This window comes from Isoptericola sp. NPDC057559 (assembly GCF_042801555.1).
Taxonomy (GTDB): domain Bacteria; phylum Actinomycetota; class Actinomycetes; order Actinomycetales; family Cellulomonadaceae; genus Isoptericola.
In genome coordinates this window covers 76,530-90,127 of the sequence record NZ_JBHVFQ010000006.1, presented here as the reverse complement: position 1 = coordinate 90,127, position 13,598 = coordinate 76,530, and the positions used below count along the sequence as shown (strand labels likewise).

Below are 13,598 nucleotides of genomic sequence, written 5' to 3'. Positions count from 1 at the left end.
CGCGTCAGGAGGTCGTGAGCGGCGCCGCGTGCCAGATGCGGTCGAGGTAGTCCCGCATCGAGCGGTCGGAGGAGAAGAAGCCCGAGCGCGCCACGTTGAGCACGGCCGACCGGCTCCACGCGTCCGGGTCGGCGTACGCCCGCTCCACCCGCTCCTGCGCGTCGAGGTAGGCCTGATAGTCCGCGAGCACCATGAACCGGTCCTCGGTGAGCAGGTTGGACACGATCGGCTCGAAGACGGAGGCGTCGCCGCCGGAGAACGTCCCGCGCGCCACCAGGTCCAGCGCCCGGCGCAGCGACGGGTTCTCCTCGTAGTACGCCGCCGGGCGGTAGCCCGCCTCGGAGATGGCGCTCGCCTCCGGCTCCGTGAGCCCGAAGAGGAAGAAGTTCTCGTCGCCGACGAGCCGGCGGATCTCGACGTTCGCGCCGTCGTCGGTGCCGATGGTCAGCGCGCCGTTGAGCGCGAACTTCATGTTGCCGGTGCCGGACGCCTCCTTGCCGGCCAGCGAGATCTGCTCCGACAGGTCCGCGGCAGGGATCAAGGTCTCGGCGACGGTGACGTTGTAGTTCGCCGGGAACGCCACGTGCAGCACCCGCGAGACGTCGGGGTGGGCCTCGACCACCGCCCCCACGTGGTTGATCAGCGCGATGATCTCCTTGGCCATCACGTAGCCCGGCGCCGCCTTCGCCCCGAAGACGACGGTGCGCGGCGTGACGTCGCCGATCGCCAGTTCGCCGGAGGTCATGCGGTCGTACAGCGTCACGACGTGCAGCAGCTTGAGGAGCTGTCGCTTGTACTCGTGCAGGCGCTTGACCATGACGTCGAGCATCGTCGCCGGGTCGACGGCGATGCCGTCGCGGGCGGCGAGCAGCGACACCAGGCGGTCCTTGTTCGCGGCCTTGACCTCGCGGAACCGGCGCCGGAACTCGGCGTCGTCCGCGAGCGGCTCGAGCTCCCGCAGCCGGTCGAGGTCGGTGACCCACCCGTCCCCGATCGCCTCCGTGATCAGCCCCGACAGCCCCGGGTTGGCGAGCTTGACGAAGCGTCGCGGCGTGACGCCGTTGGTGACGTTCGTGAACTTCTCCGGCCAGAAGGCGGCGAAGTCGGCGAGCACCTTGTCGCGCAGCAGCTGCGAGTGCAGCTCGGCCACGCCGTTGACCTTCGAGCCGCCCACGGTCGCGAGGTAGGCCATCCGGACCGACCGCTCGGGGTGCTCCGCGATGATCGACATGCGCCGCACCAGCAGCTCGTCCCCGCCCGAGCGTTCGCGCACCTGCGCCAGGAACTCGTCGTTGATGCGGTAGATGATCTCCAGGTGGCGCGGCAGGAGGCGCCCGACCAGCTCGACGGGCCAGACCTCCAGCGCCTCCGGCAGCAGCGTGTGGCACGTGTACGCGAAGCAGCGCTGGGTGACCTGCCAGGCGTCGTCCCACTCGAAGCCGCGCTCGTCCACGAGGATGCGCATGAGCTCGGGGATCGCGATGACCGGGTGGGTGTCGTTGAGCTGGAAGACGATGCGGTCGGGCAGGTCGTGCAGGTCGAACCCCGGCGGCAGCAGCTGGTCCAGGAAGTCGCGGATCGAGCACGCCACGAAGAAGTACTGCTGCTGCAGCCGCAGCTCCTTGCCCTGCGGCGTGGAGTCCTCCGGGTACAGGACCTTGGAGATGTTCTCGGCGAACGTCTGGGACCGCACCGCCTCGGCGTAGTCGCCGTAGTTGAAGATCTTGAGGTCGAAGGCGTGCGTGGCCCGCGCGCTCCACAGCCGCAGCGTGTTGACCCGGCCGTTGCGGTAGCCCGGCACCATGTAGTTGTACGGGACGCCGAGCACCTGCCAGCCGGGCACCCAGCGCGAGCGCTCGCGGCCGTCGTCGTCGGTGTACTTCTCCGTGTGCCCGCCGAACCCGACGGTCACCTCGTGCTCCGGGTGGGCGAACTCCCACGGCGCCCCGTTGTCGAGCCAGGTGTCGGGCTCCTCGACCTGCCGCCCGTCCTCGAACTTCTGCCGGAAGATGCCGTACTCGTACCGGATGCCGTACCCGATCGCCGGCACGCTCATCGTCGCCAGCGAGTCGACGAAGCAGGCGGCGAGCCGCCCCAGACCGCCGTTGCCGAGGCCGGGCTCGACCTCCACCGCGCGCAGCTCGTCGAGGTCGATCCCCAGGCTGGCCAGCGCCTCGCCCGCGATCTCCTCGAGCCCGGTCGCGATGAGCGCGTTGTCGAGCTGACGGCCCAGCAGGTACTCCGCCGACAGGTACGCCACCGCCTTGGCCTGCGTGCGGTACTGGCTCACCGTGGTCTGCATCCACCGGGACATCAGGTAGTGCCGCACCGTGCGCGCGAGCGCCAGGTACTCGTCGTTGGTGGTGGCCCGCTCCAGGATCGTGCCCTGGGAGTAGTTCAGCTCGCGCAGGTACTCGCGCACGAACCCCTCCACGGAGTGCTCCGGCGTGGTGATCAGAGGCGTGGTCTCGGTCACGTCCCGACCCTACACACGCCGCCGGCCGGCGGCCCGGGGTGCGGGCGCCGGCCGGCGGCTGTCGGGGGCCGTCGGCGGGACGACCGCGGCTCAGGCCTCGACGGGCCGCAGCCCGGCGAGGGCGCCGGCCGGGACCCCGACCGCCGTCGTCGTGCGCCGCTCGCGCGCGGCGCGGGTGCGGAAGAGGGCCACGGTGAGCAGCGCGCCCACCAGGAAGATGCCCGCCGACCAGGTGAACGCGAGGTCGTAGCTCTGCACGGCCGCCTGCGCGAGGACGCCGGGCGTGGCCGGGAGGTGGTCGGCGACGTAGGTGGTCGCGGCGGTCGCCGCGAGCGTGTTCAGCACGGCGGTGCCGACCGCGCCGCCCACCTGCTGGGAGGTCGAGACCATCGCGGACGCCACGCCCGCGTAGGGGCCCTGGACGCCGACGGTCGCCGTCTGGATCGACGGCGGCATCACGCTGCCCATGCCGATCCCGAGGAGGACGAGCGCGGGCAGGACCCCGGTGGCGTAGGTGCTGTCGACGTCGAGCCGCGCGAACCAGAGCATCGCCACCACGCAGACCGCGAGCCCGACCGGGACCAGGACCTTCGCGCCGAGGCGCGGCAGCGTGAGGTTGTTGGACACCTGGGCCGTCGCGACGAGGGCCAGCACCATCGGCAGGAACGCGACGCCGGTGCGCATCGGGTCGTAGCCCATCGTCGCCTGGAGGTAGTAGGTGAGGAAGAGGGAGACGCCGAACATCCCGACGCCCGCCACGAAGATCGCGACGTACGAGCCCGCCCGGTCCCGGTCGCGCACGATCGAGAGCGGCAGCAGCGGCTGCGCGGCGCGGCGCTGCCAGCCCACGAAGGCCACGAGCAGGACCACCGAGGCCACGAGCGAGCCCCACGTCCAGGCCGACCCCCAGCCCTGGGGCTCCGCCTGCGAGAAGCCGTACACCAGCAGGAACAGCCCGCCGGAGCCCAGGGCGACGCCGGGCACGTCGAGCCGCTGCCGGCGCCCCTGCTCGCCGCGGGGCAGGAGCAGGAGCCCGGCGACGACGGCGATCGCCGCGAAGACGAGGTTGACGTAGAGGTTCCAGCGCCAGTCGAAGTTCTGGGTGAGGAAGCCGCCGAGCAGCAGGCCCACGGCCCCGCCCACCCCGGCGATCGCGCCGAAGACGCCGAAGGCGCGGCCGCGCTCGGCGGGCTCGGTGAAGGTCGTGGTCAGCACGGACAGCGCGGCGGGTGCCAGGACGGCCGCGAAGACGCCCTGCAGCGCACGGGCCGCGACGAGCATCTCGAAGCTCTGCGCCGCGCCGCCGAGCGCGGAGGCGACGGCGAACCCGACAAGGCCGACGAGGAAGGTGCGCCGTCGACCGAGGAGGTCGGACAGCCGGCCGCCCAGCAGCAGCAGGCTGCCGAAGGCGAGCGCGTAGGCGGTGACGACCCACTGGCGGTCGTTGTCGCTGAAGCCGAGCTCGGCCTGGGCGGAGGGCATGGCGATGTTCACGATGGTCGCGTCGAGCACGACCATGAGCTGGGCGATGGCGACCGTCGCCAGGACCAGCCAGCGGCGGGGGTCCGTGGCGCGCGAGGGCGCCGGAGGAGTGGTCATGGAGGGTGCTCCCGAGGAGGCGGAGGGGACCGGGGCGCCGGACGGGCCGGCGCGGGTAGGATCGACACTAAGCGGTACTCACCGGTTTCGAAACCGGTGAGTACCGGAATTAACCTCGGGTTCACCGACGGCGAACACGTCGCCCGCGGTGATCGGCCGTGGCACCCGAGGAACGGACGGAAGGACCACCATGAAGGCCGCCGACGACGTCGTCGACGACGCGCCCCCCGCCCCCGCCGTGCGCGGCGGGCGCCCGCGCGACGCCTCCCGTGACGTCGCGATCCTCGACGCCGCCCGCGAGCTCCTCGCCGAGGTCGGCTACGGCGGGATGACGATGGGTGCCGTCGCCGGGCGCGCGGGCGCCAGCAAGGCCACGCTCTACCGCCGCTGGACGACGAAGTCGGACCTCGCCGTCGACGCCGTCACCTGCGGGCTGGGCCACGACCTGGACCCCGCCGACATCCCGGACACCGGCTCGCTCGAGGGCGACCTGCTGGCGCTGGAGGAGCTGCGGCGCGCGCGCAAGTCGGCCGCCACGGACCGCCTCATCCCCGGCCTGATGGCGGAGGTCCGCCACGACCCCGAGCTCGCGCGCCAGTTCCACGCGAGCTTCGTGCGGCCCAAGATCCGGCAGATGCGCACGCTCCTCGAACGTGCGCGCGACCGCGGCGAGGTCCCCGCCGACCGCGACCTCGACCTCGTGAGCACGGTGGTGCCGGCGCTCATCTCCTACCGCAAGGTGGTCGAGGGCGTCGAGCTGACCCCGGCGTACGTGGAGCGCCTCCTGCGCGAGATCCTCATCCCCCTCGCGACCGCACCCACCACGCCCTGACGGCTGCGCCCGCGGGGACGGGGCCTCACTCCCCCACGAGGGTCACCAGCCGCGAGCGGCCGGTCGCGTCCTTGATCGCCTGCAGCACGACGTCGGCGTGGGGCTCCAGCGCGCTCACCTTGTCCAGCGGCGCGCCCACGACGAGCTGGAAGCCCAGCCCGCGCCAGGCGCCCACGGCGCGGCCGGCGAACCGGGCGTCGGCCTTGATGAACGCCTCGTCGAGGAAGACCGGCGCGTACCGGGGCCGCTCGGCCCCGGCGTCGCCGAGCTGGTAGCGCAGCGCGGCCCCGACGATGAACGCCACGAGCTCCTGCGACTCGCCGCCGGACTTCCCGGCGATGTGGTCGTAGACGCTCACGTGGTTCCCCTCGAGGTCCACGCACTCGGCGCTGATGCGCACGTGGTCGCGCACGTCCACCAGGCGGCGCCGCTCGGGGCTGTCCGGGCGGATGCGGTCGATCAGCCGCGTCATCCGCGCGTAGCGGCGCTCGTGCTCGGCGAGCGGCACGTCGCCCGCCGGGGCGGTGGCCAGCTCGCGCAGCAGGCGGCGGAACGACGCCACGTCGTTGCCCTCGACGGGTGTGGCCGTGATCCGCAGCCGGTGCTCGTCGTCGCGGAACGGCAGCGTCGCGAGGATGGCGTTGACGGGCTCCATCCGGTCGCGGATCTCCGCCACCGCCTGCGCGATGCCGTTGTTGAGCCGGGTGAGCTGGTCGCCGGACATCTGGCGCAGGTGCGCCGACCAGCGGTCGCGCAGCCGGTAGAGCTGCTGGTACTCCAGCTCCTCGAAGATGCGCTGGAAGTCCGCATAGGCCGCGTCCGGGTCGGCGGTGCGGTTCGGGTCCGGCCAGGTGTCGTTGAACCGCTCGAAGAGTGCCTGCAGGGCGGCTCGGGCCGCCCGCTCGGCGTCGGCGGCCGTCTCCTGCTCGTGGCGCAGCTCGCGCACGACGGCGGCCACCGCGGTGGTGAGGTCGGCGAGCCCGCCGCCCGGGCCGCCCGCGACGCCCGACCAGCCGACCTGGGTCATGAGGTCGGCGAGACGCCGCTCCTGCTCCGCGGTGGGCTCGACCTCGTCGGCGTCGGCGCGCTCGACGGCGTCCGCCACCTGGTCCACCTGGTCGCTGATCTGCTCCCACGCGGAGCCCAGCTCGGTGACGCGGTGCTGGGCCGCGGCGCGCTCGCGGTGCAGCTCGGTCACCCGCGCCCGCAGGGCGTCCTCGTCCGCCTTGAGCGCGCGCAGCACGTCCGACCCCGCGACCAGCGTCTCGAGCCGGTCGCGCCGCTCGGCGAGCCGGTCCTCGGCGCCGCGCCCGTCGACGTCGTCCCACGCGGCGCGCAGGGCCTGGCTGTACGCGACGAAGTGGTCGGCCTCGCCCTTCTGCCGCAGCCGGGCGCCCGCGAGGGACTCGGCGGCCTGCCGCAGCTCGGCGTGCGCCGCGCCGATCTGCTCGGCGAGCTGCTCCAGCCGCCGGTGGTTGCTGAAGCCCAGCGCGGACGACCGCCCCTGGCCGCCGTGCGCGCCGCGGCGCCCCTCGGACGTCTGCCCGGAGCGGGTGAGCGCCAGGTCGTGGCGGTGCAGCTCGGTCGGGTCGTCCACGCAGACGTACGCGAAGCGCTCGGCGAGCCGGCCGGCGAGCCAACCGCCGAACGGCCCCGCCTTCACCTCGAGGCGCCCGGGCAGCAGGGCGCGGTCCGCCTCCTCGTGCAGGGGCAGCCCGGTGGGCACGCCCTCGAAGCGGACCCGGACCGGCGAGCGCACGGCGTCGATCGCCGCGCGGAACGCGTCGAGGCGCGCGTCGTCGACGAGGATCGTCACGGCGAACCCGCCGAGGGCGAGGCCGATCGCGTCGCGCCACGGCTCGTACTCGCCCCGGACCTCGAGCAGCTCGCCGACGAACGGCACGTCCTCGGCGCGCAGCCCGGCGGCGCGCGCCAGCGCCTCGCGCGCCTCGTGCAGCTCGCGGGGCACGTTGCCCCGGCGCGCCTTGAGGGAGGCCTCCTCGCGCTCGAGGTCGGCCAGCGCGCGCATCGCGTCCTTCTCGCGCGCGGACGCCTCGACGACGGCCTCGGACAGCGCGTCGGTGTGCCCGTCGCGCGCCTCGAGGTAGCGGCGGGCGTCGGCGTGCAGCGCGTCGAGCTCGCGGCGCGTGCCCACCTCCCGCTCCAGCGGCGCCAGGTGGCCCTCGAGCTCGGCGCGGGCGCGGCGCACCTCGGCGAGCCGCTGCTCGGCGGTCCGCACGTCGCGCTCCGCCGCCTCGATGGCGTCGCCGCCGTTGCGCCGCTGGTCCGCGCGCACCTGCTCCAGCTCGGCGTCGGCCGCGCCGAGCCTCTCGTCGGCGACGGCGACCCGCTCGGCGGCCGCCTTGTGCTGGGCCCGGTTCTCCGACTCGGCCGCCCGCAGGAGGTCGAGCTGGGTGCGGTCCCGCCAGGCGGTGAAGGGCGTGACCGCCCCGTCGGGACCGCCGTCGGGGCCGAGCGCCTCCACCAGGCGCGCCGCCGCGGCGGCCTCGTCGATCGCGGCCCGGTGCTCGAGCATGGGGCGCAGCACGTCCACCTGGCGCTGCGCCGTCGTCATCTCGGCGCGCACCTCGCTGAGCTCGTCGAAGTGCTCGACGGCGCGCTCGGCCACGCGGATCGTCTCCGGCTCCTCGAGCACCATGGCCTTGTAGAGCGAGTCGACCGTGGTGATCTGCTGGCCCGCCTGGATCCGGCCGAGCAGCTGCATCGCCTTCTCGCCGTCGCCGGCGGCGCCGATGCCGAGCGCGGCGTGCAGGCGCGTGGCGAACGCCTTGTCGGTGTCGAAGGTCGCCAGCCCCGCCGCCGTGAGCCCGGGCTTGGCGAACCGCTGCGCGACGAGCGGCTCGAGCGCGCGCAGGCTGAAGTCCGCGTCGACGACGGCGCGCACCGCGACCGTCTCGTCGGCGCGCTGCGCCCCGCGGGGCACGTACCAGGCGCGCAGGGCCGTGAACCGCTCGCCCGACTGCGAGGACCAGGTCATCGCGATCGCGGACCAGGTGTCCGACGTCTCGCCGCGCAGCACGCGGTCCTTGGCGCGCGCCGACCCGGCGCTGCGCTCCTCGTCGAGCTTGCCGCGGGCGTAGGAGACGACGTTGCGCTGCTCCAGCCCGCGCGCCCGGCCGCTGGTCGCCGTGTTCGACGCGCCGTTGAACGGCGTCGTGTGGCTCATCATCAGCGCGATGTACGCGTCGAGCAGCGTCGACTTGCCGGACCCGGACGCGCCCGTGAGGAGCGTCGTCGTGCCCGCGAACCGCACCTCGTGGAAGCCGTGGTAGCCGCCCCAGCTCACCAGCTGCATGGAGCGGGCCGTCCACTGCCGCCCGTCCGACGCCGTCGGGATCAGCCCGAACAGCGACTGCTGCATGCGCGGGGCAGCGGTCTGCTCCGCGGGGTCGCTCGTGATCGTCACGCGCGGGCCTCCTCGTCCTCGTCGACCGCGTCGGTCTCGTCGTCCCCGGCCTCGGTCCTGCTCAGGTCCGCCGCCGCGGGGTCGCGGAGCCACGCCGTCAGCTCGCGCAGCCGCTCCACCGGCAGCAGGATCTCCACGACGGGCTGCACCCGGTAGCGCCCCTCGGCGACCTCGTCGAGCACGTGCTCGCGCACGAGCGTCGCGACCGCGTTGTCGATCTCGCGCCGCCGCGCGGCCAGGTTGGTCTCGTCCGCGGCGAGGAAGCCGAGCGCGTAGTCCACCAGCTCCTCGGCGTCGACGTGCGCGGCCCGCTCCCCCGCGCCCTGCTCCTGGCGGAAGCGGTTGCGCGCGAACAGCATGAGCAGCGTCTCGACCCGCTTGTACGGCTCGTCCTTGAGCAGCACGGGGATGCTGAGGCCCGCCTCGCGCACCTGCCGCTTGTAGGCGATCTCGTAGTCGCGGTCCACGACGAGCTCCACGAAGAGGTCGTGGCAGCGCGACGCGAGGGCGTTCTGGTGCGCCAGCAGCGCCTTCCACTCCGCCGGGTGCGCGGCCGCCGACAGGTAACGGCGCTGCAGCACCAGCGCCAGCGCGCGGCGCGCCTCGTACGGCAGCACGCCCGTGTCGCCCGCGAACAGCGCCGCGTCGTCGTCCGCCATCGCCGGGGCCTCGACGAAGGTGCCCGCCTCGTCGTGCGTCTCGAGCGCCGTGTCGGTCATGCGTCGTCCTCCATGTCGTCGGTGCCCGGCACCTCGATCGGCACGCGCGGCACCACCAGCTCGCGGGTGCTGCCGTCCGCGCGCACGGTCGTGACGCGGCTCAGGCGGGCGGCGGGCACGTCGCCGATCCCGCTGCCGTCGCCGAGCGCGTCGTCGAGCGCGCCCGGGGCGGCGAGCTCCAGGTAGCCCAGCAGCTCGACGGGGCGGCGCAGCTCGGCGGGCGCCGCCGCGAACACCTCGTCGGCGGTCGCGCCGCCCCGCTCGCGCAGGACGCGCGCGGCGTGCGCGACGGTCTCCTCGTAGCGGGGTCCGCCCATGCCTCGCAGGCCGCCCAGGACCTGGCCGGGCTCGCCGCCCGCGTCGTGAGCGGGGTCGTCGAGGTCGGCCAGGGCGTCCGGGAGGGTCTCGGGGCGCAGGTCGTGGAGCTGGGCGCGGAACCGCCCGAGGCGCGCCCGCTCCAGCCACCGCAGCGGCTCGACCCGCGCGGCGCGGCCGGACCCGGGGAACCACTCCGCCATCGCGGCGGTCGCCTCCCGCAGGGCGGCGTCGAGTTCGCGGTCGCGCAGCGGGTTGTGCACGGTGAGCTGCTGCGTGATGGTCCGCGACGCACGCGCCTGGGCGTCGAGGACGCCGTCGACGGCGGCCAGGAGCTGGGAGTACAGCGCCCGCACGGCCTCGCGCCGGTCCGCGGGCAGGCCGGCCGCGAACGGGTGCGCCAGCACCGCCCGGACCCGCTCGTCCACCTGACCCAGCAGCAGCGGGTCGCGCAGCAGCTCCATCGCGCCGGAGAACGCCCGCCCCTCGGGCGTGCGCTGCATGAGCGAGTCGGACGCCTCGAGATAGGCGCCCAGCACCTCGCCCGTGGGCCGCTCGTCCTGGCGCAGGCTCGTGACGATGCTGCGCTGCAGCTCGGCGATCGACTCGGCGACGCGGGCGAAGTCGGCCGGCAGCTCGCGCACGAGGGCGGCCACGTTGTCGAACTGCTCGACGAGGCGCTCGGTCGGCGCCTGCACGACCTCGCCGCCCGCCTCGAGGCGGGCGAGCTCGGCCTCCGCGGCCGCGATCTCGTCGCGCGCGCGGGCCGCCTGCTCGCGCAGCGCGCGCTGCTGCGACTCGCGGTCGGGGCGGGCGTCGCGCGCGAGGCCGTCGAGGGCGACCAGCAGCGTGCGGATGCGCGACTCGCTGACCAGGGCGCGCGCGCCCTGGGTGCGGTCGACGAACGCCAGCGCCTCGGCCGCGTGCGAGCTCACCTGGTACTGCTCGACACCGTCGTCGTCGAGCGCGCGGACCAGCCACCGGCCGGCGACCCACCGCGAGCACAGCGCCCGCGCGGCGTCGTCGGGCACGTCGTGGCCGGCCGACCTCGCCTCGGTGAGCAGGTCCTCGACCTCCACGTGCATCTGCTCGGTGGGGACCGTGGCCCGCCCGGGCGTGAAGATCAGGGAGAGGAGCGCGACGACCAGCGGCCCCTCCTTGCGGTGCAGCAGGGCGAGCGCGGGCGTGCCGAAGGCGCCCTGGCTGCGTGCCAGGGCGCCCTCGAGGCGAGAGCCCGCCTGCCGGGATCCCGTGCGCGGCGTCGACAAGCTCAGACGACGATGTTGACGAGCTTCGGCGCGCGCACGATCACCTTGCGCACGGGGGCACCGTCGATCGCGCGGACCACGTTCGGCTCGGCGAGGGCGGCGGCCTCCAGGTCGGCGTCCGAGATAGACGGCGGCACCTCGAGGCGACCGCGCACCTTGCCCTTGACCTGCACGACGCAGGTCACCGTGTCCTCGACCAGGTACTGCTCGTCGGCGGCCGGGAACGGCCGGCGGGCCAGCGAGCTCTCGTGGCCGAGCCGGCCCCACAGCTCCTCCGCGATGTGCGGGGCGATCGGCGCGACCATCAGCACCAGGGGCTCGACGGCCGCGCGGGGCACGCGGTCCAGGGACGTCAGGTGGTTGTTGTACGTGATGAGCTTCGCGATCGCCGTGTTGGGACGCATGTGCTCCATCTCGACGCGCACGTCCGCGATCGCACGGTGCATCGCCCGCAGCGTGGCGGTGTCCGGCTCGTCGTCGGTGACGACCAGCGCGCCCGTCTCCTCGTCCACGACGTTGCGCCACAGGCGCTGCAGGAAGCGCTGCGACCCGACGACGGCGCGCGTCTCCCACGGCCGCGACAGGTCCAGCGGACCCATCGACATCTCGTAGACGCGGAACGTGTCGGCGCCGTACTGCTCGTACATCTCGTCCGGCGTCACGACGTTCTTCAGGGACTTGCCCATCTTCCCGTACTCACGGGTGACGGCCTCGCCCCGGTACGTGAAGCCGGTCTGCTCGTCGCCCTCGACCTCGCCGGCGGGCACGTAGAACCCGCGGGAGTCGGTGAAGGCGTACGCCTGGATGTAGCCCTGGTTGAACAGCTTGCCGAAGGGCTCCACCGAGGAGACGTAGCCCAGGTCCAGCAGCACCTTGTGCCAGAACCGCGCGTACAGCAGGTGCAGCACGGCGTGCTCGACGCCGCCGACGTACAGGTCGACGCCGCCGGCCGGGCCGGAGGTCGCATTGTGGCGCGGGCCCATCCAGTAGGACTCCAGCGCGGGGTCGACCACGGCCGTGCCCTCCGACGGCCCGTCGGTGGAGTCCGTCGGGTCCAGGTAGCGCAGGTAGTACCAGCACGACCCGGCCCAGTTCGGCATGGTGTTGGTGTCGCGGCGGTAGGTCTTCGGCCCGTCGCCCAGGTCCAGGGTGACGTGCACCCACTCCTCGTTACGGCCCAGCGGCGCCTCGGGGTTCGATTCGGCGTCCTGCGGGTCGAACGTGCGCGGCGCGAAGTCCGGCACCTCGGGCAGGTCGACGGGCAGCAGGTGGCTCGGGATCGCGACCGGGCGGTCCTCGGAGTCCCACAGGATGGGGAACGGCTCGCCCCAGTAGCGCTGACGGCTGAACAGCCAGTCGCGCAGGCGGTAGGTGGTGGTGCCCTCGCCGGCGCCGCGGGCCTGCAGCCACGCGACGACCTTCTCCTTGGCCTCGGCCACGCCCAGCCCGTCCAGGCTGATCTCGTCGTTGGCGGAGTTCACCGTCACGCCGTCGCCGGTGTACGCGCCGGCGAAGTCCGCCGGCAGGCCGTCGGCGGGCTCCACGGTGCGGATCACGGGCAGCTCGAACGCCTCGGCGAAGTCGAAGTCGCGCTGGTCGCCGCCGGGCACCGCCATGATGGCGCCGGTGCCGTAGCCCATCAGCACGTAGTCGGCGGTGAACACCGGCACGGTGGCCCCGTTGACGGGGTTCACGGCCAGGTGGCCGGTGAAGACGCCGGTCTTCTTGCCGGCGTCGGCCTGCCGCTCGACGGCGGTCTTGGACGCCGCCTCGCGGCGGTACGCGGCCACGGCCTCGATGGGGGTGGCGTGCCCGCCGGTCCACGCGCCGCGCGTGCCGTCGGGCCAGGCCGCGGGCACCTCGTCCAGCAGCGGGTGCTCGGGCGCCACGACCATGAAGGTCGCGCCGAACAGCGTGTCGGGGCGGGTGGTGAAGACCTCGACCTGCGCGCCCGCGCCGGCCGCGTCGTGGTCGGCGGTGCCGACGACGTCGAACCGGACGTTGGCGCCGGTGGAGCGGCCGATCCAGTTGCGCTGCATCGACTTGACCTTCTCGGGCCAGTCGATCAGGGCCAGGTCGTCGGTCAGGCGGTCGGCGTACGCCGTGATCCGCATCTTCCACTGGCGCAGCTCGCGCTGGAAGACGGGGAAGTTGCCACGCTCGGAGCGGCCGTCCGCCGTGACCTCCTCGTTGGCCAGCACGGTGCCCAGGCCCGGGCACCAGTTCACGACGGACTCGTCGACGTACGCCAGGCGCTGGGCGTCCAGCACGTCGCGGCGCTCCAGGTCGGTCAGCGCGGACCAGGCGCGGCCGTCCTCCAGCGCGCGGGAGCCCGAGGCGTACTCCGCCTCCAGCTCGGCGATGCGGCGGGCGCGGCCCGTGCCGCCGTCCGCCTCGGTGTCGTACCAGGAGTCGAAGATCTGCAGGAAGATCCACTGCGTCCAGCGCACGTAGTCCGGGTCGATGGTGGCGAACGTGCGGCGCTCGTCGTGCGCGACGCCCAGGCGGCGCATCTGGCGCTTCATCGTGACGATGTTCTGCTCGGTGGTGACCCGCGGGTGCTGGCCCGTCTGCACCGCGTACTGCTCGGCGGGCAGGCCGAACGCGTCGTAGCCCAGCGCGTGCAGCACGTTGTCGCCGCTCATCATGCGGAACCGGCCCACGACGTCCGTCGCAATGAAGCCCAGCGGGTGGCCCACGTGCAGCCCCGCCCCGGAGGGGTACGGGAACATGTCCATGATGAAGAACGGCTTGCCGGAGCCGTGCTCGCCGTCGCCGTCCGTGAGCGCGCCGGTCGGGTTCGCCGCCCAGAAGGTGCCGCGCTCCTCCCACAGGTCCTGCCAGCGCTCCTCGATCTGCTGGGCGAGGGCGGGCGTGTAGCGGAAGGTGGGCTCGGTCGGAGCCTCGGTTCGGGCGGGTGCGGTGTCGGGCGTGCTCACCCGGCGAGTCTACCGGCCGGGGC

The 13,598-nt window shown here is 73.9% G+C and carries 7 protein-coding genes; 1 reads left to right on the top strand and 6 read right to left on the bottom strand.

Features of this window, described 5'->3' with window-relative positions:
* Positions 1-4: 4 nt before the first annotated feature.
* Together ACFU5J_RS08535 and ACFU5J_RS08530 are read right to left on the bottom strand one after the other, a co-directional pair.
* Complete coding sequence (locus ACFU5J_RS08535) at positions 5-2,476, bottom strand: glycogen/starch/alpha-glucan phosphorylase (RefSeq protein WP_430578449.1); 2,472 nt, start codon at positions 2,474-2,476, stop codon at positions 5-7.
* Between the two features lie 90 nt (positions 2,477-2,566).
* On the bottom strand, positions 2,567-4,075 hold the full coding sequence (locus tag ACFU5J_RS08530) for an MFS transporter (protein WP_430576166.1): 1,509 nt from the start codon (positions 4,073-4,075) through the stop codon (positions 2,567-2,569).
* 190 nt (positions 4,076-4,265) lie between these two features.
* Between ACFU5J_RS08530 and ACFU5J_RS08525 the strand changes: the two genes are divergently transcribed.
* Positions 4,266-4,907: a TetR/AcrR family transcriptional regulator gene (locus ACFU5J_RS08525; RefSeq protein WP_430578448.1), complete on the top strand. Its 642-nt coding sequence runs from the start codon at positions 4,266-4,268 to the stop codon at positions 4,905-4,907.
* A gap of 25 nt (positions 4,908-4,932) precedes the next feature.
* On the opposite strand, the gene ACFU5J_RS08520 is transcribed toward ACFU5J_RS08525, so the two are convergent.
* The 4 genes from ACFU5J_RS08520 to leuS are packed head-to-tail and all read right to left on the bottom strand — an operon-like array spanning position 4,933 to position 13,575.
* On the bottom strand, positions 4,933-8,334 hold the full coding sequence (locus tag ACFU5J_RS08520) for an ATP-binding protein (protein ID WP_430578447.1): 3,402 nt from the start codon (positions 8,332-8,334) through the stop codon (positions 4,933-4,935).
* Complete coding sequence (locus ACFU5J_RS08515) at positions 8,331-9,053, bottom strand: DUF4194 domain-containing protein (RefSeq protein ID WP_430578446.1); 723 nt, start codon at positions 9,051-9,053, stop codon at positions 8,331-8,333. Before ACFU5J_RS08515 ends, ACFU5J_RS08520 begins: the two co-directional genes overlap by 4 nt.
* Positions 9,050-10,636 (bottom strand): DUF3375 domain-containing protein, encoded by a 1,587-nt coding sequence (locus tag ACFU5J_RS08510; protein WP_430576170.1) that lies wholly within the window; start codon positions 10,634-10,636, stop codon positions 9,050-9,052. The genes ACFU5J_RS08515 and ACFU5J_RS08510 overlap by 4 nt, the downstream gene beginning before the upstream one ends.
* Positions 10,637-10,638: 2 nt before the next feature.
* Positions 10,639-13,575 carry a leucine--tRNA ligase gene (gene leuS, locus ACFU5J_RS08505; protein WP_430578445.1) on the bottom strand — a complete coding sequence of 979 codons (2,937 nt, stop codon included), beginning with the start codon at positions 13,573-13,575 and terminating at the stop codon, positions 10,639-10,641.
* Positions 13,576-13,598 lie beyond the last annotated feature (23 nt).